Source organism: Arthrobacter sp. P4_F11, from assembly GCF_056401395.1.
Genome location: NZ_JBFUJK010000004.1, coordinates 57,887 through 80,644, shown reverse-complemented (window position 1 = coordinate 80,644; position 22,758 = coordinate 57,887). Strand labels below are relative to the sequence as shown.

Below are 22,758 nucleotides of genomic sequence, written 5' to 3'. Positions count from 1 at the left end.
ACTGGCGAGTAACATGATGCATGATGTCGTTCGGAACTTTCCTGCCTGTGGCAACCCCTGCCACCGGCACGGTTCCGGCACCATGTCTCAATGAGGAGTACGCCGTGAGCCAAGCCCGCACCAGCGGAAAACCCAGCAGCGCAAACCCGAGCATCGGAAGAAACAGGACCGTGCGCGACGTCGTCTTTGTCGACGGCGTCCGCACCCCGTTCGGCCGCGCCGGCGACAAGGGCATCTACGCCGGCACCCGCGCCGACGACCTCGTGGTCAAGTGCATCCGCGAACTGATGCGCCGCAACCCCTCGCTTCCCGCGGACCGGATCGACGAGGTCGCGATCGCCGCCACCACCCAGACGGGCGACCAGGGCCTGACCATCGGCCGCACCGCCGCCCTGCTGGCCGGGCTCCCCCGCACCGTGCCCGGCTTCGCGATCGACCGCATGTGCGCCGGCGCCATGACCGCCGTCACCACGACGGCGAGCGGCATCGGCTTCGGCGCGTACGACGTCGTAATCGCCGGCGGCGTGGAACACATGGGCAACCACCCGATGGGCGCCGGCGCCGACCCCAACCCGCGCTTCATGTCCGAACGGATCGTGGACCCCGCCGCGCTGAACATGGGCAACACGGCCGAGAACCTGCACGACCGTTTCCCGGCCATCACCAAGGACCGCACCGACGCCTACGCCGTCGCCTCGCAGGACAAACTCGCCGCAGCCTACGCCAACGGCCAGATCCAGCCCGACCTCGTACCCGTCGCCACGATGAAGCCGGGCCAGGGCTGGACCGTCAACACCGTGGACGAACCCCCGCGCCCCGGTACCTCGCTCGGAGACCTGGCCACGCTTAAGACGCCGTTCCGCGCCCACGGCCGGGTCACGGCGGGCAACGCCGCGGGCCTGAACGACGGCGCCACCGCAGCCCTGCTGGCCTCCGCGGATGCCGCCGAGGAACTCGGGCTGCCGGTCAGGATGCGCCTGGTGAGCTATGCCTTCGCCGGTGTGGAACCCGACGTCATGGGCATCGGCCCGGTCCCGGCCACCGAGAAGGCGCTCAAGAACGCCGGGCTCGGCATCGGGGACATCGGGCTCTTCGAAATCAATGAGGCCTTCGCCGTCCAGGTCCTGAGCTTCCTGGACCATTTCGGGATCGCCGACGACGACCCGCGCGTCAACCGGTATGGCGGCGCGATCGCCGTCGGGCACCCGCTGGCGTCCTCGGGGGTCCGGCTGATGAACCAGCTGGCCCGGCAGTTCGAGGAGGACCCCTCGGTCCGCTTTGGCATGACTACGATGTGCATCGGCCTGGGCATGGGCGCCACCGTAATCTGGGAGAACCCGCATCACGCGGATTACGGCACCGAAGCACCGGGCATAGAAATGCACAACACCGAAGCACAGCACGCAGCGACCACGACCACCGAGACTGGAGCCACAGCATGAGCGCCGCTGATTTCCGCAAGCTTGCAGACCTCTTCCCGAACGAGACGGTCACCCACTCCTACGTCCAGGACATCGAACTGCCGCCCGTCGACGATGGGGAGACGACTGACGGCAAAAGCCCCGGCATCTTCGCGCTGGTCACCCTCGACAACGGCCTGGACCACTCCAAGCCCACCACCCTCGGACCCAACACGCTGATCGAACTCGGCACGGTCCTGGAAGGGCTGAAGGAACGCGCGGCCCGGGGCGAGATTGCCGGCGTCGGCGTCACCGGCAAGCCGTACTTCCTCGTGGCCGGCGCCGACCTCTCCACGGTCAAGTCCGTCAGCGGACGCGAACAGGGCCTGTGGATGGCCCAGCTCGGCCACGACGTCTACGCCACCCTGGCGAACCTCGGCGTGCCGAGCTTTGCGTTCATCAACGGCCTGGCCCTGGGCGGCGGCCTGGAGATCGCGCTGCAGTCCACCTACCGCACGGTCTCCACCGGCGCCGGCGCTCTGGCCCTTCCCGAGGCGTTTATCGGACTCATCCCTGGCTGGGGCGGGGTCCACATCCTGCCGCGGCTGATCGGGCCGGAGAACGCCCTCAAGGTCATGATCGAAAACCCGCTGAGCAACAACCGCATGCTCACCGGGCCGCAGGCCTACCAGCTGGGCATGGCGGACGCGATGTTCGAGCCGGCCGACTTTGTGGAACAGTCCCTGGCGTGGGCCGCGAAAGTCATTGCCGGTGCCGTGGCGCCGGAGCGGGCGAACGCCGTGGACCCGTCCGCTCCGGAGGTCGCCGCCCGCTGGGCGGCCGCCGTCGCCAAGGGCCGGGCCTTCGTGGAGGCCAAGATCTCCAACGCTTCCCCGGCGCCCGCCAAGGTCCTGGATGTCATGGAGGCCAACCGCACCCTGACCCAGGCGCAGTCCGCTGAACTCGAATGCGAGACGCTCGCCGACCTTATGCAGACCGACGAGTTCCGCTCCACTGTGTACGCCTTCCTGGACCTCGTGCAGCGCCGCTCCAAGCGTCCCGCCGGCGCCCCGGACCGCAAGCTCGCCCGCCCGGTGACGAAGATCGGCGTCGTCGGTGCCGGCCTGATGGCCAGCCAGCTCGCCCTGCTCTTCGCCCGCCAGCTCAAGGTGCCCGTGGTGCTCACGGACATCGACCAGGCCCGCGTGGACAAGGGCGTGGGGTACGTCCATGCCGAGGTGGACAAGCTGCTGGCGAAGGGCCGGATCAGCGCCGACGCCGCCAACCGCACCCGTGCGCTCGTCACGGGATCAGTTTCGAAGGAGGCCTTCGCCGACGCCGACTTCGTCATTGAGGCCGTCTTCGAGGAACTCAACGTCAAGAAGCAGGTCTTCAAGGAAGTCGAGGCGATCGTCTCGGAAGAGTGCATCCTCGCGACCAACACGTCCTCGCTGTCCGTCACCGCGATGGCGGAGGACCTTGAGCACCCCGAGCGCCTGGTCGGCTTCCACTTCTTCAACCCGGTGGCTGTGATGCCGCTGCTGGAGATCGTGCGGGCACCGAAGACCGACGACGCCGTGCTGGCCACCGCGTTCGAGCTCGCCAAGGGGCTCAAGAAGTCGGCGGTGCTGGTCAGGGATGCCGCCGCGTTTGTGGTCAACCGCGTCCTGCTGCGCCTCATGGGTGAAGTCACCGCGGCCTTCGACGAGGGCACGCCCGCCGACGTGGCCGATAACGCGCTGCGGCCGATGGGCCTGCCCATGACGCCGTTTGTGCTCGGCGCCATGGTGGGCCTGCCCGTGGCGCAGCATGTCCAGGAATCGCTGCACACGGCGTTCGGGGACCGCTTCAGGGTCTCGGCGAACCTGCAGGCGCTGATCGACAACGGTGTGACGTCCATTTGGGCCGTGCAGAACGGGGCACCGGTGCCGGGCCCGGACGGCAAGCCGTTCATTCCGGCCGAAACCCTGGCGCTGATGTCATTTGGCAGCACCCCGTCCACCGGCGAGGAGGTGCTGCGCCGGACGCAGGACGCACTGGCGGAGGAAATCGGACTGATGCTCGAGGAAGGCGTTGTGGCCGGTCCCGAGGACATTGACCTCTGCATGATCCTCGGCGCGGGCTGGCCGATGTTCCTGGGCGGGATCACCCCGTATCTGGACCGGGTGGGCGCCTCGGAACGGGTCAACGGCAAGAAGTTCCTGGCCCCGGGCGTGGCGTCAGAACCGGCCTAAAGCCAGGCTTTACCACTCCCGCTTTTGTTGGCGCCGCCGCCCGGACTTTGGTCCGGGCGGCGGCGCTGCTTTCGGGACAGTGTCCGGGCATCCCGGCGGCGCCATGTTGCTGCCAGCACTCGCAGATCATCAGCACGTTGCCGTCGGGGTCCTTGAAGTTGAACCACCGGCCGTCCCGGATCTCCGTGGTCTCCGAGCCCATGGCCCGCAGATGGACGTGGGCAGCCTCGATGTCTGCGGTGTTGAGATGGAAGCCTGGAACGCGAAAGACCGCGTCCGCGGAATAGATCCTGCCGTCCAGGACCAGGCCCGCGGAAACTCCAAGCAATATACATTGCGCGTCATCCATTGCGCGTTGGATTCCGTGCCTACCCCGCGGCCCCAGTCAGATTTCCCGCAGGCTCCCGCCGCTGAGTTCCAGGACGCGGTGCGCGTTCCTCCGTGCGTAGTCCAGGTCGTGGGTGACCATGACGACGGCGGCGCCCCGCGCGGCGGCGCGGTCGACGGCGCCCTGCAGCGCCTCGAGGCCGTGCCGGTCCAGCCCGACGGTCGGTTCGTCCAGGGCCAACACCGCCGGTTCGCGGGCCAGGACCGTGGCCAGGGCGAGCAGCCGCTGCCGGGAGGCGGACAGCTCGGCCGGGTGTGCCGCCTCGGTACCGGACAGGCCCACCGCGGCCAGCGCGGCCCGGGCCTTGCCCTCGGCGCCGGCCTTTCCGGACAGTTGCCGGAGTCCGAACGCGGCTTCCCGCAGGACGGTCCGTTCGAAGAGCTGGTCCCGGGGGTGCTGGAACAACAGGCCCACGGAGGCCGCGACCTTTCCCACCGGCACGCCGGCAATGCTGCACCCGCAGACCAGCACGTCCCCGGCCGAGGGCCGGAGCAGTCCATTGAAGTGGCGCAGCAGTGTCGACTTGCCGACGCCATTGGGCCCGGTCACGGCGATGATCTCGCCAGGGCGCACGGCGCAATCCACGTCCCGGAGGACCCGGTCCTGCGCGCCGGTGCCGTGCCGCCGCGGGTCCCGGGCGTAGCCGAACCCAACCCCGCGCAGTTCCAGCGATGCCGGGCCGGGACCGGGCGCCGCGGCAGGCACCGGCCCGGGACGGCGGGCACCGGCGGCGCCTCCTGACCCACCGGACCCCAGGACACCGGACCCCAGGACGCCGGACCCCAGGACGCTGGGCACAATACCGCCGGGCCCGCCTATGCCAATCACTCCGGCGCGCTCCAGTTCGGCAGAGCCGGCCAGCTGCGCCGGCGTCCCGGCAGCGGTGACCGTCCCGGCAGCGGTGACCGTCCTGCCGTCGTGCGCCGTCTGAGCGTCGAGAATCGTCCAGTGTGTGGCTTCCCCGGCGAGCCGGTCCGCCGCCTGGCTCAGGAGGACGACGCCGGTCCCGGCGCCGCAGAGGCTGCGGACGAGGGCCTCGACTTGCGCGGCTCCGGCGGCGTCCAGCGATGCCAGCGGTTCGTCCAGGATGAGCACGTCCGGTTCCGTGATGACGGCGCAGCCCACGGCGAGCCGGCGCAGCTCCCCGCCGGAGAGCGTGGCCGGGTCCCGGTCCAGCAGGTGAGAGAGTCCGGTGCGGGCGGCGGTGCGCTCCACCGCGCGGAGCATGTCCTCCCGGGCCGTCGCGCGGTTTTCCAGGCCGAAGGCCAGCTCCTCCGCGACCGTGGCGCGCACCGAGGAGAGCATCGCCGCGGCGTCCTGCGGAACGAAGGCCACGCGGCGGGACCACTCGGCGGGGTTGATCCGGGGGTCCTCGGGCACGCCGCGGAATTCCAGCACCGTGCCGCCGAGCTCCAGGCTGCCGCGGAATTGTCCGGCGTGACCGGCCCGGAGCCAGCCGGCCAAAAGTTTGCCCAGCGTGGATTTTCCGCTCCCGGACCCGCCCAGGACGGCGGTCAGGGAACCCGGCGTGACCGAGAGTGCGGCATCCCTCAGCACCGGGGCGTCATCGCCGTGGAACGTGAACGCCTCGATCCGGATCTGAAGCGCCGTGCGGGTGGCGGCCGTCATGACGCCGCCCCGGCAGGCCAGGAGGCCCCAATCCGCCCGGCGACGGCGGCCGCCGCGAACACCAGTGCGGCTGCCCGGAAGAGCCGCTGGGCGGGCGGGTCGGCGACTTCGCGGTAGCTGGTCCGGGGCCCCGGGCTGCCGAAGCCGCGGGCGTCGAGCGCCTGGGCGCGGCTTCCGGCGTCGTCAATCAGGGCCAGGACCAGCGGCACCATCTGCAGACGGAGGGTGCCGAGGCGGGACAGCAGGCCCCGTCCGACCACCATCCCGCGGGTTTCCTGGGCCTGCCGGATCCGGTCCAGGCGGCCCGCGACGGCGGGCAGGAGGGTGAGCGTGGAGGCCAGGACGAAGCCGAACTGCGGTGGGATCCTGCGCCCGGCGAGGGCGGAGACGAGGTCGGGGACGCTCACGGTGAAGGAAAAGAGCAGGAATACCAGCACGCAGGCCGTGGTCCGGGTTCCCAGCTCCAGCGCGAAGCCCAGACCCTCGGCCGTGACCCTCGCCGGGCCCCACTGGGCCAGCACGGTCTGGCCCTCAGGGAAGAAGAGGCCGTGCAGCACCAGCAGGGACAGGCACAGGGGCGTCAGGATCACCGCTCCTGCGGTCAGGACGCGCCCCGCAATGCCATGGCGCGCGGCAAGGATCACCGCGGCGAGGGCCACGGCGACAGACAGCGGCCAATACGCGGCCGCCGTGGTGACGACGGCGGCGCATACGGCGAGGGTCAGCGTGGTGAAGGGGTGCAGTCGCGGTGTCATGGTCGCTGTGTCAGTGTCGCAGGGTCGGGGTGTACCAGCCGCCGCGGGGCTCAGGCGTCCGGTGCTGCCGGGGCCTTGCCGGCGAGCACCCGGTAGCGCCGCACGAAGGGGAACTGGAAGGTGGTGCGGCGGGGCAGGGCGTAGGCGAGCAGCGCCGCGATGGTGAAGACGATCGCCTTGTCCATGGGGTCGGAAATCAGTGCCTGCTTGGTGATGGCGGCCAGGAGGGTGTCGCCCATGGCGCGGAAGGCGCTGACGATCGCCCCGGTACCCAGCCCCGATGTGCCGCCAAAGACGAACGCGGCGATCGGGGCGGAGACGACGCCGGCCAGGATGCCGGTGACGAACCCGGCGACGGGGGCGAGGTAGAAGCGGCGGAACAGCCCGCCGCGGGCGGCCATGCCGGCGAGGAAGCCGATGAGGGCGGCGCCGGCGGCGAACGGCAGGACGGTGGGGTTGAAGAAGGACCAGACGATGCTGCTCAGCGCGCCCGTGGCGGCGCCCGCTGCGGGTCCGGCGAGGACGGCGATCAGGACGGTGCCGATCGCGTCGATGTAGAACGGCAGGCCCGTGCTGCCCATCAGCTGTCCGAGGACCACGTTCAGGACCAGCGCCACCGGGATCAGGACCACGGTGGAGGTGGGCAGCGCCGGCAGGACGGCCACAATCAGCAGCACAGCGCCGAGCAGGAAGCCGCCGAGGGCAACGAGGGCCGAGAAGCTGGCCGGGCCGTTGGCAATGTCGGCGGGCTGGGTCAGCACCAGGAAGATGTAAGTGGCGGCGATGGCGGCGGCGCCGGCGATTTCGAGCAGGCGGCGCCTGCGGCCGGCCGCCTGTCCAGGGGCAATGATGGTGAGGGCTGGCTGTGACATGAGGGGTGTTCCTTCGGCTGGGTGCAACAAGATCCGCCTCATGTCACCTCGGCGCAGCTACTATCCTAGCGAGCGGCGGCCATTCTAGCGATCTGCAGACCCGTCCGGGCACTCCCCGCATTGGCCCGGCAATGATGTCCGGTTTCAGCCCGTCGGCGTCCGGCGTCCCACGTCCCGGGCAAGGGCGCCGATCGAGGAAATCAGTTCGTCGAAGCAGTGCCCGGGGTTGTTGTCGGAGACGATCCTGGCGTTCGGCGCCAACCCCCACAGCCCGCGGAAATCAGCCACCGTGGTGCCGATCAGCAGGGGCGAATCCGTTTCGACGTCGACCGTGGCCGGCCGGGTGGCGAACGGTGTGCGCCCCGCGGCAGCGCAGGCCGCGAAGGCGTCGTGCACGTGCGCCACATAGCCTTGGTCATAGAGCCGGTGAAATTCCATGTAGAAGCGCAGGGCGTCGGACAGGCACGCGACGAGGGGGTTCCCGGACTGGCTGCGCTGGCCTTCGGGCTGCTCCGGGAGGACGAGTTCGGGCTCCGGTGCACCGGCGGCCTCGCCAAGTCGGCGCAGGTGCTCCGGGTGCATCTCGATCCGCTCGGTCATTTCCAGGGCACACAGGATCGGCAGTTTGTCCTCGGGCAGGCCCCGGTAGGCGGCAAACACCTCTTTGGCGGCATGCGGATCCACCGACGTGTTCCATTCGGCCGTCGGGGTGGTGTTGCCCTGGTAGTAGAAGCTGCCGCCCATGATCACAAGTCCCCTGAGCAGCCGGGGAAGTTCGGGTTCCCGGCGCAGGGCCAGGGCGAAGTTGGTCAGCGGTCCGGTGATCAGGCCGGTGAGCTCCCCCGGGTGCGCCCGCACCTCCTCGACCCAGACGTCGACGGCGTGCCGGGCCGAGATCTGCTGGCGCGGCGGCGGCATCTCGGCGTAGCCGATGCCCTGCGGCCCGTGGGTCTCCTCGGTGGTGACCAGCGGGATCTCCAGCGGGACCTCGGCGCCGATGGCCACCTCGATGCCCTCGCGGCCGCACAGCTCCAGCAGGGCCAGGTTGTTCAGCGCCACCTGCCGGGCCCCGACGTTCCCGGCGGTGCACGTGATCGCCTGGATGTGGACCTCGGGCCGGGACAGCAGGTAGACCAGGGCCAGGGCGTCGTCGATCCCGGTGTCGACGTCCATCAGGATTGAATGCGTCACGGCAGGTTCCGCCGCGCCGGCGCTTGCAGCACTGTTCAGAACAGCGCCACCTTGGGCGTGCGCGGGAAGAGGTCGTCCAGCTCGGCGAGGTCGGCATGGCTGGGTTTCCAGGCCACGGCGGCGGCGTTCTGGCGTACCTGCTCCGGGGTGGTGGCGCCGGCGATGACGCTGCTGACGGACGGCTGGGCGGCCAGCCAGGAGAAGGCCACCTGGACTTCGTTGAGCCCGCGGTCGGCGGCGAACTTGCCGAAGGCACCCAGCTGTTCCCAGTCGGCGTTGTGGACCAGGTTGGTGCGGGTGTGGCTGAGCCGGCTTCCCTCGGGGGCCTGGCCGGCGGAGTATTTGCCGGTCAGCAGGCCGTTGGCGAGCGGGAAGTACGGCAGGACGCCCAGGCCGTAGGCCTCGGCCGCTGGGGTGACCTCGAGTTCGGCGCGCCGGTCCAGCAGGTTGTAGTGGTTCTGGCTGGAGATGAAGCGGGCTCCCCCGCGGGCGCGTGCCACGTACTCGGCCTCGGCGATCTGCCAGCCGGCCCGGTTGGAGTGGCCGATGTAGCGGACCTTGCCGCTGGTGACGAGGTCGTCGAGGGCCGAGAGCGTCTCGTCGATGGGCGTGAGCGGGTCCGGGGTGTGGAACTGGTAGAGGTCGATCCAGTCCGTGCCGAGCCGGCGCAGCGAGGCCTCCGCCGCCTTGATGATGTAGCGGCGGGATCCGCGCGCACCGAAGTCCTCGCCGTTGGCGCCGCGCATGTCCATGCCGAACTTCGTGCCGATGACCGCATCGTCGCGGCGGGAACCGAGGGCCTTGCCGAGCATTGACTCGCTGAGGCCGGGCTCGCGGCCGTAGGCGTCCGCGACGTCAAAGAAGGTGATCCCGGCGTCGAGCGCCGCGTGCACGACGGCGTCGGTGCCTTCCTGCGATTCAGTCACGGTCCCGGACCGGCCCAGGTTGTTGCAGCCAAGTCCCACGACAGAGACGGACAGTCCGGAAGTTCCAACGCGGCGGTATTCAGTCATGGTTTTAGCCTATATCGCCCCGGCGGGTGTCCCGGCCAGGCCGCCGCGGGCGGCGGAGAGCGGACCCCCGCTACCCTGCCGGCAGCTTCAGCCCGTGCTCGTCCATGGCGTCCTGGAGCTGCGCGAGGGTCCGGGGGCAGACGCCCGGCATCCCGGCAAGCCGGCGCCGGCCAAGCTGCACGAGGTGTTCGAGGGTCTCGACCCCCGCGTGCGCGAGCGACTTTCGCGCCGGCGCCGCGAGTCCCGCGGGCAGCGGGGTGCAGCCTGGTTTCGAGGGTTTGCGCGTCATTGCGTTGCCTTTCAGTCCGTGCCCCCAAACTGGTGTGAGCCGTGCCCGGCTCCTTGCCCGTGCTGCCTAAAGCGTGAAGCTGTTCGCCGGCTTCGGCGAGTGCTTGAGCTTGAAAGTATCCTCGCCAAACGGCGCGGCGCCAATGCTCAGTTTGGTGAAGTCGAGGTCTTCGCCGCGGATGCAGACCTTGATGGCGTTGACCGTCTTATTCACGTCCGGGGTGAGGCAGAAGATGTTGAGCCGGGCGTCGGAAAATTCGCTGCGGTCCACGATCCCCAGGCCCCGCCAGGCCAGATGGCTGATCAGGGCGTCTTTGGCTTTTTCCTCGAGGTACCGGTCGCGGCTGGTCCCCTCTTTGGTCTTCAGCGCGTACTGGGCCACTACCCAGGACTGTTCCTCCGCCGGGATTTCGGCGTAGCCGTCCTCGGCGCACTGGGCCGCGAAGGCGTCCATGAGGCGCTCCGCGGCCTCGGCGTCCGCGACGTCGGTCTCGTCCGTCTTGCTCTGGTGTCCGACGACGCCGTGGTTCATCACGAACTGGCTGTAGTCCTCATCAAACCAGGCCTCCCTAAAGTGCAGCGTGCCCTCTTCGTCACGCTTGTAAACTCTGATAATTCCACTCATATGCCAGTTCCTTCCTGGGCCGTCCGGCGCCGGATTCAGTGGCGCCCACGGGTAGTGCTCAACGGATGTGCTGGCTACAGCTGCGGGATGCTGCCGGTGCTGGGGTGTTCCTGGCCGGGCAAGGGGCGCGCAAACGGCACCTTGGTGCCCAGGACCTGGGCGACGACGTCGTGCGTGATCTGCTGGGCGGTCAGGCCCACGCGTTCGAGCACCTGGCTGCGCGTGCCGTGTTCGAGGAACTCGACCGGCAGGCCGACCTCGTTGAGGGCGGTGTCCACGCCCGCGGCACGCATCTCCTGGCGGATCCGGGAACCGACGCCGCCGGCCCGCACACCGTCCTCGATGCAAATGACCAGGCGGTGGCGCGCGGCGAGATCGATGATGGACTGCCGGACCGGGAGGACCCAGCGGGGATCCACCACCGTGGAGCTGATGCCCTGGGCACCGAGCCGGCTGGAGACGTCCAGCGCGAGTTCTGACATGGCGCCCACGCTGACGATCAGGACGTCGTTCTCGCTCGAGCCCGCGGGCCGGCGGGCCAGCACGTCCACGCCGTCGTCCAGGCGTTCGACCGCCTCGACTTCGGGGCCGACGTTGCCCTTGGAGTAGCGGAGCACGCTCGGGGCGTCTTCAATGGCCACGGCCTCGCGCAGTTCCTCCCGCAGCCGGGTGGCGTCGCGCGGCGCGGCGAGGTGCAGCCCGGGGACGATCTGGACCATGGCCATGTCCCACATGCCGTGATGGCTTGCGCCGTCGGGTCCGGTGACGCCGGCCCGGTCCAGCACGATCGTGACGCCGGCTTTGTGCAGGGCGACATCCATCAGCAGCTGGTCGAAGGCACGGTTCAGGAACGTCGCGTAGACCGCAACCACCGGGTGCAGTCCCCCGAACGCCATGCCGGCAGCCGAGGTGAGGGCGTGCTGCTCGGCGATGCCGACGTCGAACACGCGCTCCGGGTGCCTGGCGGCGAACTTGTGCAGCCCGACCGGAATCAGCATGGCACCGGTAATCCCGACGATGTCCTGGCGCTCGTCGGCGATGTCAGCGATCTCGTCGGCGAACACCGCGGTCCAGGACTTCGCGCCACCGGCCTCGGTGGGCGCGCCGGTCTCCGGATCGATGATCCCTACGGCATGGAATTGGTCCGCTTCATGGGCGCGGGCCGGGGCGTAGCCGTGGCCCTTTTCCGTCATGGCGTGCACAATCACGGGGCCGGCATAGTTCTTGGCGGTGGACAGGGCGTTTTCCATGGCCTGGAGGTCGTGGCCGTCGACGGGACCGATGTACTTCATGCCGAGGTCCTCGAACATGCCCTGCGGGGCCCACCAGTCCTTGATGCCCTTCTTCATGGCGTGCAGGCTCTTGTACGTGAACTGCCCCGCGGGGCCGCCCTTCTGCAGTTTGCGCTTCCACCACTCGAGCGTGCCTTCATAGGAGGGGGCGGCCCGGAGGGAATCGATGGTGGGGCGCAGGGACGCCAGGTAGTCGGCGAAGCCGCCGACCGTCGGGGCGTACGAGCGGCCGTTGTCGTTGACCACGATCACGACACGGCGTTTCTTGTCCGCCGCGATGTTGTTGATGGCCTCCCAGGCCATGCCGCCGGTCAGGGCGCCGTCGCCCACCACCGCGACGACGAAGCGGTCGCCGTCGCCGGTCAGCTGCCGGGCGCGCGAGATGCCGTCGGCCCAGGACAGCGAGGAAGACGCGTGCGAGCTTTCGACGATGTCGTGCTTGGATTCGCCGCGGTCCGGGTAGCCGGACATGCCGCCCTGCTGGCGAAGCGTGCTGAAATCCTGCCGTCCGGTGAGGAGCTTGTGCACGTAGGACTGGTGCCCTGTGTCGAAGACAATGCTGTCGCGGGGGGAATCGAAGATCCGGTGCACCGCGATGGTGAGCTCGACGACGCCGAGGTTCGGGCCCAGGTGCCCTCCCGTCCGGGAGACGTTGCCGATCAGGAAATCCCTGACCTCGGCTGCCAGCTGATCCAGCTGCGCCCCGGACAACTTACTCAGGTCCTGCGGATTCCGGATGGTGTCCAAGATTCCCAACGGCCCCTCCTTCGGGTGGTAGACATGCCTTTTAACTCTAACGCCTCCGGGCAGGCCGCCGCGCCGGAGGCGTTCCGGCGCCCTGCACGGCCCCGCCCGCCGCTCCCCCGCTCCAGATCCAGCACCCGCGGCCGAAACCGGGAAACGCAACGGCCCCGGCCGGTCAGTGACCGGCCGGGGCCGTTGCATGCGTTACCGGAGCGTGCCCGGCAGCTCCGCTAGTGTGCGGAGATCTGGCGCAGGACGTACTGCAGGATGCCGCCGTTGCGGTAGTAGTCTGCCTCGCCCGGGGTGTCGATGCGCAGCACGGCGTCGAAGGACGTGACGGAACCGTCTTCGGCGGTGGCCGTGACCTTGAGGGTCTTCGGCGTGGTGCCGTCGTTCAGGGCGGTGACGCCCTCAACTGCGTAGGTTTCCGTACCGGTCAGGCCGAGGCTGGCGGCGTTCTGGCCGGCCGGGTACTGCAGCGGGAGGACACCCATGCCGATCAGGTTGGAGCGGTGGATGCGCTCGTAGCTCTCGGCAACGACAGCCTTGACGCCCAGCAGGGCAGTGCCCTTGGCGGCCCAGTCACGGGACGAACCCGAGCCGTACTCCTTGCCGGCCAGGACCACCAGCGCGGTGCCGGCTGCCTGGTAGTTCTGCGCGGCGTCGTAGACGTAGGCCTGCGGGCCGTCGGCCTGGGTGAAGTCGCGGGTGAAGCCGCCCTCCACGCCGTCCAGGAGTTGGTTCTTGATGCGGATGTTCGCGAACGTGCCGCGGATCATGACCTCGTGGTTGCCACGGCGTGAGCCGTAGGAGTTGAAGTCCTTGCGCTCCACACCGTTGGCCAGCAGGTACTGGCCGGCCGGGGTGTCCGACTTGAAGGAACCGGCCGGGGAGATGTGGTCCGTGGTGACGGAGTCGCCCAGCTTGAGCAGCACGCGCGCACCGGTGATGTCCTGGACCGGCTCCGGCTGGGCCTTCATGCCCTCGAAGTACGGGGGCTTGCGGACGTACGTGGACTTCTCGTCCCAGGCGAAGGTGTCGCCGGCGGGGGTGTCGAGCGCCTTCCAGCGATCGTCGCCCTCAAAGACGCCTTCGTAGCCGCGGGCGAACATTTCCTTGTCGATCGAGGAATCGATGACCTGCTGGACCTCGACCGGGTTCGGCCAGATGTCCTTCAGGAAGACGTCGTTGCCGGCCTCGTCCTGGCCCAGGGCGTCGTTGTCGAAGTCGAAGTCCATGGAACCGGCCAGGGCGTAGGCGATGACCAGCGGCGGGGAGGCCAGGTAGTTCATCTTCACGTCCGGGTTGATCCGGCCTTCGAAGTTACGGTTGCCGGAGAGCACCGCGGTGACGGAGAGGTCGTTGGCCTGGATGGCCTCGGAGATCTCGGCGTCGAGCGGACCGGAGTTGCCGATGCAGGTGGCGCAGCCATAGCCCACGATGTAGAAGCCGAGCTTCTCCAGGTACGGGGTCAGGCCCGACTTGTTGTAGTAGTCGGTGACCACCTTGGAACCGGGAGCCACGGAGGTCTTGACCCACGGCTTGGACGTCAGGCCCTTGTCGACGGCGTTGCGGGCCAGCAGTGCGGCGGCCAGCATCACGGACGGGTTGGACGTGTTGGTGCAGGAGGTGATCGAGGCGATCGAGACCGCGCCGTGGTCGAGCTCGAACTCGCGTCCGTCCGCGGTCTTGACGCTGACCTTGTTGGACGGGCGGCCGTTGGACTTCGGGCCGTGCGCGTGCGGGGCCACGTCGCTCGGGTGCGACGAAGAGGCGGTGAATGAGGGCGAGTCCGAAGCCGGGAAGCTTTCGTCGATCGCTTCGTCCAGGCTTCCGTCGGCCAGGTCTTCCTTCACGTAGTTGCGCAGGTCCTCGCGGAACTGGGCCTTGGACTCCGTGAGGATGATGCGGTCCTGCGGGCGCTTCGGGCCGGAGATCGACGGAACAACCGTGGACAGGTCCAGTTCGAGGTACTCGGAGAACTTGATCTCGCGGGAGGGGTCGTGCCAGAGGCCCTGTTCCTTCGCGTACGACTCCACGAGCGCGACGTTCTCGTCGGACCGGCCGGTGAGGCGCAGGTAGTCGAGGGTGACGTCGTCGATCGGGAACATCGCGGCGGTGGAACCGAACTCCGGGCTCATGTTGCCGATCGTTGCACGGTTGGCCAGCGGCACAGCCGCGACGCCTTCACCGTAGAACTCGACGAACTTGCCGACCACACCGTGCTTGCGCAGCTGCTCGGTGATGGTCAGGACGACGTCGGTGGCGGTGGCGCCGGCCGGGATGGAGCCGGTGAGCTTGAAGCCCACGACGCGCGGGATGAGCATGGACACGGGCTGGCCGAGCATGGCAGCCTCGGCCTCGATGCCGCCAACGCCCCAGCCCAGTACGCCCAGGCCGTTGACCATGGTGGTGTGCGAGTCGGTGCCGACGCAGGTGTCCGGGTAAGCGCGGACAACGCCGTCGACTTCACGGGTCATGACGGTGCGGGCCAGGTACTCGATGTTGACTTGGTGCACAATGCCGGTGCCCGGCGGGACGACCTTGAAGTCGTCAAATGCAGTCTGGCCCCAGCGCAGGAACTGGTAACGCTCCCCGTTGCGCTGGTATTCGATCTCCATGTTGCGCTCCAGTGCGCCGGAGTTGCCGAAGGCGTCAATCTGGACCGAGTGGTCAATGACCATTTCGGCCGGTGCCAGCGGGTTGACCCGCTTCGGGTCTCCGCCGAGCTCCTTGACGGCCTCACGCATGGTGGCGAGGTCAACGACGCACGGCACGCCGGTGAAGTCCTGCATGATCACGCGCGCCGGCGTGAACTGGATCTCGGTGTCGGGCTCGGCGCTGGGATCCCAGCCTGCCAGCGCACGGACGTGGTCGGCCGTGATGTTGGCACCGTCCTCGGTCCTCAACAGGTTTTCAAGCAATACCTTGAGGCTGAACGGAAGGTTTTCTGCACCTTCGACGGAGTTCAACCGGAAAATTTCATATTCGGTTCCGGCTACATTAAGTTTGCCTTTTGAACCGAAGCTGTCCACAATGCTCATCGCAGGACTCCTCTCGCAACAGTTTCATCTTTGCCGCGCCGCAGGACCCTTGCTAGTTAGGTCGGCCTAACTAATACAGGCATCGGTACATCAAGGTACGCAATGCAGGTAAGAAACGCAGGGAACGGCCGATCAACGCCAGTCCATTAACAGCAATGGTGATGGAGCGCGACGACGGACTACTACGCCCATCCTAGTGGCATCACGGTTGGGGAGTCAGTAACGCCACAGTCTCCATGTGGTGGGTGTGCGGATAGAGGTCGAAGGCACGCAGCCCGGCCATGCCCCAGCCGCCCTGCCGGAAGTAGCCGAGGTCGCGGGCGAACGACGCCGGATCGCAGGAGACGTAGGCAACGGCCCGGGGACCGGCGTCGATCAGCTGTTTGACTACCGCCTTGCCGGCACCTGCGCGTGGCGGGTCCAGGATCAGGGCGTCGAAGTTGCGGGGTTTCTGCCGCAGCACGCGCTCCACACGGCCCTGGACGATCTCGACCTGGGCGGCGTCGTGCAGGTTCTTGCGTGCATCGCGGCTGGTTCCGGGTGCTCCCTCGACAGAGAGCACGGATCCGGTCACGCCCACGGCATCGGCCAGCGGTGCCGTGAACAGTCCGGCCCCGGCGTACAGGTCCGCCACCACCGAGCCCGGCGCGAGGTAGCCGCCGTCGTGCAGGAAACCGGTGACGGCGCCGACGAGTGTCTCCGGGGCATCCCGGTGGATCTGCCAGAAGCCGTCGCCGGTAACCCGGTACTCGTGGCCCGCGGCGGACTCCTGGACGTAGGTGCGGCCGCGCAACTGCAGCACCTCGCCGGTGGCCGGGTCCAGGCTGGCGACCGAGACGTCGTCGGGCAGCTGGGCCAGGATGCCGCTGAGCCGCTTGGACCGGGTTCCCGGGGCTGGGACCAGCAGCACCAGCGGCCGGGAGCCGTTCGCCGGGGCGGCAACCTCGACCCGGTCGATGCCCTGCAGGTCGATGTCCCAGAGCCGGAGCGCGTTGATCCCGTCCACGGCCAGCGGCATGTCGCGCACGGGCAGGATGGCATCGGAGCGGTGGGCGTGCATGCCGAGCTTGCCGGCCGCCGTCACGGCGAAGCCGGCGCGCGTCCGCCAGCCCAGGCCGGAAGGGGCCGGCTCCCCCGCACTGCCGGCATCCTCCGGCGCGCCTGCGCCGGCCCCTGCCGCCGCGCCGACGGCTTCGACTGTGATCTGCCCCGCCGGCGCAAATTCGACGCCGGCCAGCCGCTTGAGCTGTTCGGCCAGGACCTCGGCCTTGAGGCTGCGCTGGCGCGCCAGGGACATGTGGCCGAGTTCGGCGCCGCCGACGGGCGGGTGCCGGTGCGACCAGGAACGCGCGGAATCGGCGAGGTCCCAGAAGTGCGGCACCCGGTCCGGGGAGGGCTCCAGGACCTCCACCACATCGGCGCGCCAGAATTTCGCGGCCGGGCCGTCGTCAGTGAGCCGGACACGGGCCTTTTCACCGGGAATGCCGTGCCGGACGAAGATGACGCGTCCCTCGTGCCGGGCCACGCAGTGCCCGCCGTGGGCGACGGGTCCGACATCTACGACGAGATCGGTGTGGGCGTGCGTCCGGGTGTCGGGGGTCATTGGATATCCTGCAGGTTCTTGGCTTCTTCGGACGATTTCAGCTGCCACGGCACACTGGCCACCATGACGCCGGGCTCGAAGTGCAGCCGGGTCTTGATGCGCAGCGCGGTCTGGTTGTGGACGAGTTGCTCCCACCATTTGCCCACGACGTACTCCGGGATGTAGACAACGATCAGGTCGCGGGGCGAATCCCGGCGCATGCTCTTGATGTACTCCATGATCGGGGTCACCGTTTCACGGAACGGGCTGGCAAGCACGGTCAGCGGCACCGGGATTTCGAGCTTCTCCCAGTCCGCAACTGTCGCCTCGGTCTCTTCGGGGCTGATGTCCACCGTGATGGCATCCAGCCGCGACGGGCGTGAGGCCCGGGCGTAGGCGAGGGCGCGCAGCACCGGTTTGCGCACGTGCGAGACGAGCAGCACGGCGTGCACACGGGTGGGCAGCGCGCGCGGCGAGGAGTCCTCGTCCACGGCGAGTTCCTTGGCCACGTTGTCATAGTGCGCCCGGATGCTCCACATGATCAGGAACAGCACGAACATGGCCAGCAGTGCGATCCAGGCGCCCTGGGAGAACTTGGTGATGAGGACGATCACCAGCACCAGGGCGGTCATGCAAAAGCCCACCGTATTGATGGTCCGGGATTTGATGATGCGCAACCGCACGGCGGAGTCCTTGGACAGTTTCAGTTCCCGGCCCCAGTGCCTGATCATGCCCAGCTGGCTCATCGTAAAGGAGATGAAGACGCCCACGATGTAGAGCTGGATGAGCTTGGTGACGTCGGCGTTGAAGGCGAGGATCAGAACGATGGCGCCGGCCGCCAGGGCCAGGACGCCGTTGCTGAAGGCCAGCCGGTCGCCACGGGTGCGCAGCTGGCGCGGCAGGTAGCCGTCCTGGGCCAAAATTGAGCCGAGTACCGGGAAGCCATTGAACGCCGTGTTGGAGGCGAACACCAGGATGACGCCGGTGGCGGCCACCACGATATAGAACGGGATGGACCCCTCGCCGAAAACTGTCTGCGCGATCTGGCTGATAGCCGGGTTCTGGATGTACCCCTCTTCCAGCGGTTTGCCGTTCAGGAGGAATTCCGTCGCCGGATCCAGCACGATGTGCACCTTGGTGGCGTTGGCCAGGTAGATGATGCCCGCGAGCATGGCGGAGGCAATCACGCCGAGCAGCAGCAGAGTGGTGGCCGCGTTCTTGCTCTTGGGCTTCTGGAAGTTGGGCACACCATTGCTGATGGCCTCGACGCCGGTCAGGGCCGCCGCACCGGAGGAGAAGGCACGCAGCAGCAGGAACGCGCCGGCCAGGCCGACAAGTCCTTCATCGAAGCCCGGCTCCGGCACAATCTCGAACGCTGCCGAGGGTGCCTGCCCCAGTTGGCCTGTCACGGCCTGGTAGATCCCGACGGCGGTCATGCCCAGGATGGAGGCCATGAAGATGTAGGTCGGGACGGCGAAGACACTGCCGGCCTCCCTGATGCCGCGCAGGTTCACGAGGGCCAGGATGATGACGCCGATCGTGGCAATCGCCGCCTGCTGTCCGTGCAGCGAGGGCACGGCGGTGGTCAGGTACGTCGCGGCCGAGGACATGGACACGGCCACGGTCAGGACGTAGTCGACCAGCAGCGCCGAGGCGACGGTGAGGCCGGCAAATTTGCCGAGGTTGACGTTGGCGATCTCGTAGTCGCCGCCGCCGGAGGGGTAGGCGTGGACGTTCTGGCGGTAGGAGGCCACCACGGTCAGGAGCACCACCATGACGGCGAGGCCCACCCACGGGGCGACGGCGACAGCGCTGACGCCGGCGATGGCCAGGGTCAGGAGGATTTCGTCCGGGGCATAGGCCACGGAGGACAATGCATCCGAAGCGAAAATGGGCAGCGCGATCCGCTTCGGCAAGAGCGTGTGGGCCAGACGGTCGTTCCGGAAGGGCTTGCCTACCAGCACCCGCTTCACGGCATTGAAAATTGTCAGCACCACACAAAGCTAGTCTGATTCGGACGCGATGTCATGACGGCGAAGTCGGCGTCCGCAAGGGCGCCGGCCGGCGCCCCGTGCCCGTGGCCTTCCGGGACCGCGTGGCCGGTAGAGTTTTACGCAGTATCAGACGCAGAACCAAGAGGAGGCCCATGTGGCGCACTTCGTGATCATGGGTTGTGGCCGTGTCGGGGCAACCCTGGCACACACGCTCGAGGACGCCGGGCATTCGGTGGCCATCATCGACCAGGACGACCGCGCCTTCCGGCGGCTCCGCACAGGATTTTCCGGACGGAAGGTCACGGGGGTCGGGTTTGACCGCGAGACGATGAAGCGCGCCGGCGTAGAGGAAGCCTACGCCTTCGCGGCGGTTTCCAGCGGCGACAACTCCAACATCCTCGCCACCCGGGTGGCGCGGGAGACCTTCCACGTGCCCCATGTGGTGGCCAGGATCTATGACCCGGGCCGCGCCGAAATCTACCAGCGCCTCGGCATTCCCACGGTCGCCGCGGTCCGCTGGAGCGCCGACCAGGTACTGCGCCGCATCCTGCCCGAACAGCACATCGCCGGTGACTTCCGGGAGCCCTCGGGCCGGCTGGTGCTCGCCGAGGTTGACCTCAACCCCGACTGGATCGGGCACCCGATCTCCTCGATCGAGAAGGCGGCCGGCATCCGGATCGCGTATCTGACCCGGTTCGGTGAGGGCATGCTGCCCGCTGCCGCCACGTCCTACCAGGACGGCGACACTGTCCACGCCATGCTGAACGTGGACCGGAGCTCCGAGATCGGCCACATTCTCGCCAAATCCCCCGCCAAGGAGTCCTGAGTGAAAGTCGTCATCGTCGGTGCCGGAAGCGTCGGGTCCTCGATCGCCCGCGAGTTGCTGGCCCACAAGCACGAAATCCTGCTGATCGACGAGAAGCCGGAGGTCATCGGCCGGAGCGGGCTGCGCGGAGCCCACTGGCTGGTCGGTGATGCCTGCGAGCTGAGCACGCTGCAGGACGCCAAACTCGAGGACGCCGACGTCGTGGTTTCCGCCACCGGTGACGACAAGGTCAACCTGGTGGTCTCGCTGCTGGCCAAAACGGAATTCGGCGTCGGGCGTACCGTCGGCCGGGTCAACAACCCCAAGAACGACTGGATGTTCGACGACTCCTGGGGCGTCGACGTCGCGGTCAACACCCCGCAGCTGATGACCGCCCTGGTGGAGGAGGCGGTGGAGATCGGTGACCTGGTGCGGCTGCTGACACTGCAGACCGGGGTGTCCTCGCTGGTGGAGTTCACGGTCCCGCACGACTCGCATGTGATCGGGCTGACCGTGGGCGATGTCCAGTGGCCCGAGGACGCCACCCTCGTTGCGATCCTGCGGGACCAGGCGCCCATCACGCCGAGCCGCGACGACGTGATCGACGGCGGCGACGAACTGTTCTTTGTCACCACGATCGCGGCCGAGGACGACCTCCGCGCCCTGCTGGCGCCCGAATCACCGCTGGAGGACCAGCACCCGGTGACCTCGGACCAGCATGGCCACGGCACCCAGCCGGCCGGGGACGACGGCTTCGACGGCTGATCCGTTCCGCTCCCAATAGTTGCGCTACCAGATATGGCCGTTCCCGAAGTTTGGGAACGGCCATATCTGATAGCGCATCGGGTCAGTTGGCCTCTGGGGCCGCGGCGGGCACCGGGGCCGGCCGGGTGATCAGCCACGCAATCCAGATGCCGAGGATGTACAGCGGGGCGCCCATGAGGAGCCTGGTGGTGGCGAGGGCGGCGAGGCCCTGCTCGCCCATAAAGTAGAGCGGCACCTGCACCACGAGCCGCAGGACCAGCACGGCAACGATCACCCACGTGCCGATGCTGTACGCCCTGATCCGTTTCGGGTCCTTGCGCCATTCCAGGCCCTCGTTGCGGATGAAGCCGAAGAGCAGGCCGGCGATCGGCCAGCGCACGAACACGGAGATCGACATTGCCAGGATGTAGCCGACGTTGGTGAAGAACCCCAGGACGTAGAAGTTCTCTGCTTTGCCGGTCGAGGTGGCCAGCCAGGCGGAGAGGCCGACGCCGATGAAGCCGGCGAGAGCCTGCGTCAGTGGTTTGCGCTGAACCAGCCGCGCCACGGTGAAGACGGCGGCCACCGCCAGGGAGGCCGTGACGGCCATCGCCAGGTTTTCCCGGTCGATAGTGAAGGCAATCAGGAAGACCAGGCCCGGGAGGATGCTCTCGGCGATGCCCTGGATGCCGCCGGCGCTTCTAAGCACATCGATGTTGCCGTTGCTCGACCGGTGCAGGCCGGCCTTGGCCGCGTAGTCCCCGGCAAGCTGTGCGACAGTTGGCGCGGCGGTTGTGGGCTGGGCGGTTGTGGGCTGGGCGGTTGTGGGCTGTGCGGTTGTGGGCTCGGAAGTCACGGGTGCGGACATGTCCCGGCCGCCGTCCGCGGATTCCACCGGCTCCTGCCGGTCGGTGTCTTGTTGAGGCCGCTCCTGGCGGGCCCGCTCGGGGTGTTCGGGCAAGGTCATTGCTCCTCCTGGCGGGAGAGTATTTCGTAGCGGGGGTTGAAGATCGTGGGCAGCCCGTCGCGGATGGTGACCATGCCCTCGAGCCGGAGCTCCGTTCCGGCGTCGACGCCGGGGATCCGGCGCCGGCCCAGCCATACAACGCGCAGCCGCTCCTTGGGACCGGCCGGCCGCTGGCGCTGGGCACCGGGGCGCACCCGGTGTGTTGATACCCCGTTGGCCGGCAGGCTGCTGGCCGCCCCGGCACCGGAGCCGGCTTTGGCACCAAAACCCGGGAAACGGCTGACGGGCGCAGGTACGTCGTGATCGATCAGGATCGCAATGAAGGAAGCCACCTGGTTGGCGGGCACGTACGTGACGGACTCGATGAAGCCGTGGCACAGCACCCGCCCGCGGTCCGGCAAGTCCCGGACGGACATGGCGGCGGTGGCTTTCTTGCCGGCGGCATCAGCCAATCTGGGTTATCTCCGGTCCGCGTTCGGGCTGTTCGAATTCGGGGGCCGCCTGCGGCGACGGTGCAGCGGCGGTGTCCTTGGGCAGGCGCAGCTGCAGCAGGTCACGCGGCGGCATGGGGTTCTCGCCGCGGACCACGACGATCTTCCGGAAGAGCCCCTCCAGTCCGGCCGCCGCGTCGCGGTCAAGGGCTGCCTCGCCGCCGAAGACTCCGCGGAGGAACCAGCGCGGGCCATCGACGCCGATGAAGCGGGCCACGCGGTATCCCTGGCTGCCGTCCGCACCGCCGGCGGGAAGCTTCGCCACGAGTTCGGTGCCGAAGCTGCCCTCGACCTCCTCGACCTGGCCGCCCTGGCTGCCGACCGACTGCCCGATCTGCTCACGGATTTCATCCCACAGGCCCTCGGAGCGGGGGGCGGCGAAGGCCTGCAGCTGAAGGCTCGATCCCTCCAGGTCCATGGTGACGGCGACGACGCGCTGGCTCGCCTCTTCAACCTCCAAGCGGAGCTGGAGCCCCTCGCGGGGTGCGATCAGCAGCGCACCGAGGTCCACGTACCCGTCCTGGTCGTCGATTTCCGAGACGTCGAAGGGGCCGGTCGCGGCCCGGCCGGCGGTTTCGGCAACGTTCCCGGCCGGTGTCGCGGCGGCGTCACCGGCAGCTTCCGTGGCCACAGCGTTCTGGTCCGTATCGGCCCCGGTCGGCTGCTCCTGTTTGGCTTTCCTGCCGCGCCCAAAAACCAT

At 68.5% G+C, this 22,758-nt stretch carries 18 protein-coding genes; 4 read left to right on the top strand and 14 right to left on the bottom strand.

What is annotated here, in order from left to right; translation table 11 throughout:
• Positions 1-104 precede the first annotated feature (104 nt).
• Positions 105-1,442, top strand: a complete 1,338-nt coding sequence (locus AC1DRO_RS06270; protein WP_476950200.1) for a thiolase family protein — start codon at positions 105-107, stop codon at positions 1,440-1,442.
• Complete coding sequence (locus tag AC1DRO_RS06265) at positions 1,439-3,634, top strand: 3-hydroxyacyl-CoA dehydrogenase NAD-binding domain-containing protein (RefSeq protein WP_476950199.1); 2,196 nt, start codon at positions 1,439-1,441, stop codon at positions 3,632-3,634. The genes AC1DRO_RS06270 and AC1DRO_RS06265 overlap by 4 nt, the downstream gene beginning before the upstream one ends.
• A 385-nt stretch (positions 3,635-4,019) precedes the next feature.
• Here the strand turns inward: AC1DRO_RS06265 and AC1DRO_RS06260 are convergent, their stop codons facing one another.
• The 11 genes from AC1DRO_RS06260 to AC1DRO_RS06210 form a co-directional block, all read right to left on the bottom strand.
• Positions 4,020-5,651, bottom strand: a complete 1,632-nt coding sequence (locus tag AC1DRO_RS06260; protein ID WP_476950198.1) for an ABC transporter ATP-binding protein — start codon at positions 5,649-5,651, stop codon at positions 4,020-4,022.
• Positions 5,648-6,406, bottom strand: a complete 759-nt coding sequence (locus tag AC1DRO_RS06255; RefSeq protein WP_476950197.1) for an energy-coupling factor transporter transmembrane component T — start codon at positions 6,404-6,406, stop codon at positions 5,648-5,650. The genes AC1DRO_RS06260 and AC1DRO_RS06255 overlap by 4 nt, the downstream gene beginning before the upstream one ends.
• Positions 6,407-6,456: 50 nt before the next feature.
• A complete protein-coding gene (locus tag AC1DRO_RS06250; protein ID WP_476948095.1) occupies positions 6,457-7,278 on the bottom strand; it encodes an ECF transporter S component in 822 nt (273 codons plus the stop codon).
• Positions 7,279-7,422: 144 nt separating this feature from the next.
• Complete coding sequence (locus tag AC1DRO_RS06245; RefSeq protein ID WP_476950325.1) at positions 7,423-8,451, bottom strand: nucleoside hydrolase; 1,029 nt, start codon at positions 8,449-8,451, stop codon at positions 7,423-7,425.
• Positions 8,452-8,504: 53 nt separating this feature from the next.
• The gene (locus AC1DRO_RS06240; RefSeq protein WP_476950196.1) at positions 8,505-9,482 is read right to left on the bottom strand and encodes an aldo/keto reductase; all 978 of its coding nucleotides are present in this window, start codon (positions 9,480-9,482) and stop codon (positions 8,505-8,507) included.
• Between the two features lie 70 nt (positions 9,483-9,552).
• Positions 9,553-9,771 carry a helix-hairpin-helix domain-containing protein gene (locus tag AC1DRO_RS06235; protein WP_026537002.1) on the bottom strand — a complete coding sequence of 73 codons (219 nt, stop codon included), beginning with the start codon at positions 9,769-9,771 and terminating at the stop codon, positions 9,553-9,555.
• Between the two features lie 66 nt (positions 9,772-9,837).
• Positions 9,838-10,395, bottom strand: a complete 558-nt coding sequence (locus AC1DRO_RS06230; RefSeq protein ID WP_028277007.1) for a hypothetical protein — start codon at positions 10,393-10,395, stop codon at positions 9,838-9,840.
• A 74-nt stretch (positions 10,396-10,469) separates the two neighbouring features.
• A complete protein-coding gene (dxs, locus tag AC1DRO_RS06225; RefSeq protein WP_476950195.1) occupies positions 10,470-12,443 on the bottom strand; it encodes a 1-deoxy-D-xylulose-5-phosphate synthase in 1,974 nt (657 codons plus the stop codon).
• A 218-nt stretch (positions 12,444-12,661) separates the two neighbouring features.
• On the bottom strand, positions 12,662-15,475 hold the full coding sequence (locus AC1DRO_RS06220; protein WP_476944123.1) for an aconitate hydratase: 2,814 nt from the start codon (positions 15,473-15,475) through the stop codon (positions 12,662-12,664).
• A 202-nt stretch (positions 15,476-15,677) separates the two neighbouring features.
• Positions 15,678-17,078 carry a class I SAM-dependent RNA methyltransferase gene (locus tag AC1DRO_RS06215; RefSeq protein WP_476950194.1) on the bottom strand — a complete coding sequence of 467 codons (1,401 nt, stop codon included), beginning with the start codon at positions 17,076-17,078 and terminating at the stop codon, positions 15,678-15,680.
• A complete protein-coding gene (locus AC1DRO_RS06210; protein WP_476950193.1) occupies positions 17,075-19,051 on the bottom strand; it encodes an APC family permease in 1,977 nt (658 codons plus the stop codon). The genes AC1DRO_RS06215 and AC1DRO_RS06210 overlap by 4 nt, the downstream gene beginning before the upstream one ends.
• Positions 19,052-19,205: 154 nt before the next feature.
• Between AC1DRO_RS06210 and AC1DRO_RS06205 the strand changes: the two genes are divergently transcribed.
• Both AC1DRO_RS06205 and AC1DRO_RS06200 read left to right on the top strand, forming a co-directional pair.
• Positions 19,206-19,877 carry a potassium channel family protein gene (locus AC1DRO_RS06205; RefSeq protein ID WP_079553719.1) on the top strand — a complete coding sequence of 224 codons (672 nt, stop codon included), beginning with the start codon at positions 19,206-19,208 and terminating at the stop codon, positions 19,875-19,877.
• A complete protein-coding gene (locus AC1DRO_RS06200) occupies positions 19,878-20,621 on the top strand; it encodes a potassium channel family protein (RefSeq protein WP_018772421.1) in 744 nt (247 codons plus the stop codon). It abuts the gene before it with no gap.
• Positions 20,622-20,703: 82 nt separating this feature from the next.
• On the opposite strand, the gene AC1DRO_RS06195 is transcribed toward AC1DRO_RS06200, so the two are convergent.
• Genes AC1DRO_RS06195 through AC1DRO_RS06185 form a run of 3 tightly spaced genes read right to left on the bottom strand, consistent with a single transcriptional unit; the run spans position 20,704 to position 22,758 of the window.
• A complete protein-coding gene (locus AC1DRO_RS06195; protein WP_476950192.1) occupies positions 20,704-21,567 on the bottom strand; it encodes a DUF3159 domain-containing protein in 864 nt (287 codons plus the stop codon).
• The gene (locus AC1DRO_RS06190) at positions 21,564-22,019 is read right to left on the bottom strand and encodes a hypothetical protein (protein WP_028277001.1); all 456 of its coding nucleotides are present in this window, start codon (positions 22,017-22,019) and stop codon (positions 21,564-21,566) included. The genes AC1DRO_RS06195 and AC1DRO_RS06190 overlap by 4 nt, the downstream gene beginning before the upstream one ends.
• Complete coding sequence (locus AC1DRO_RS06185; protein WP_028277000.1) at positions 22,012-22,758, bottom strand: DUF3710 domain-containing protein; 747 nt, start codon at positions 22,756-22,758, stop codon at positions 22,012-22,014. The genes AC1DRO_RS06190 and AC1DRO_RS06185 overlap by 8 nt, the downstream gene beginning before the upstream one ends.

Coding starts and splice junctions, on each gene's coding strand:
- AC1DRO_RS06235 (WP_026537002.1), bottom strand. CDS start 9,771: ATGACGCGCAAACCCTCGAAACCAGGCTGCACCCCGCTGCCCGCGGGA.
- AC1DRO_RS06250 (WP_476948095.1), bottom strand. CDS start 7,278: ATGTCACAGCCAGCCCTCACCATCATTGCCCCTGGACAGGCGGCCGGC.
- AC1DRO_RS06240 (WP_476950196.1), bottom strand. CDS start 9,482: ATGACTGAATACCGCCGCGTTGGAACTTCCGGACTGTCCGTCTCTGTC.
- AC1DRO_RS06195 (WP_476950192.1), bottom strand. CDS start 21,567: ATGACCTTGCCCGAACACCCCGAGCGGGCCCGCCAGGAGCGGCCTCAA.
- AC1DRO_RS06230 (WP_028277007.1), bottom strand. CDS start 10,395: ATGAGTGGAATTATCAGAGTTTACAAGCGTGACGAAGAGGGCACGCTG.
- AC1DRO_RS06260 (WP_476950198.1), bottom strand. CDS start 5,651: ATGACGGCCGCCACCCGCACGGCGCTTCAGATCCGGATCGAGGCGTTC.
- AC1DRO_RS06215 (WP_476950194.1), bottom strand. CDS start 17,078: ATGACCCCCGACACCCGGACGCACGCCCACACCGATCTCGTCGTAGAT.
- AC1DRO_RS06185 (WP_028277000.1), bottom strand. CDS start 22,758: ATGGTTTTTGGGCGCGGCAGGAAAGCCAAACAGGAGCAGCCGACCGGG.
- AC1DRO_RS06255 (WP_476950197.1), bottom strand. CDS start 6,406: ATGACACCGCGACTGCACCCCTTCACCACGCTGACCCTCGCCGTATGC.
- AC1DRO_RS06245 (WP_476950325.1), bottom strand. CDS start 8,451: ATGGACGTCGACACCGGGATCGACGACGCCCTGGCCCTGGTCTACCTG.
- AC1DRO_RS06220 (WP_476944123.1), bottom strand. CDS start 15,475: ATGAGCATTGTGGACAGCTTCGGTTCAAAAGGCAAACTTAATGTAGCC.
- AC1DRO_RS06265 (WP_476950199.1), top strand. CDS start 1,439: ATGAGCGCCGCTGATTTCCGCAAGCTTGCAGACCTCTTCCCGAACGAG.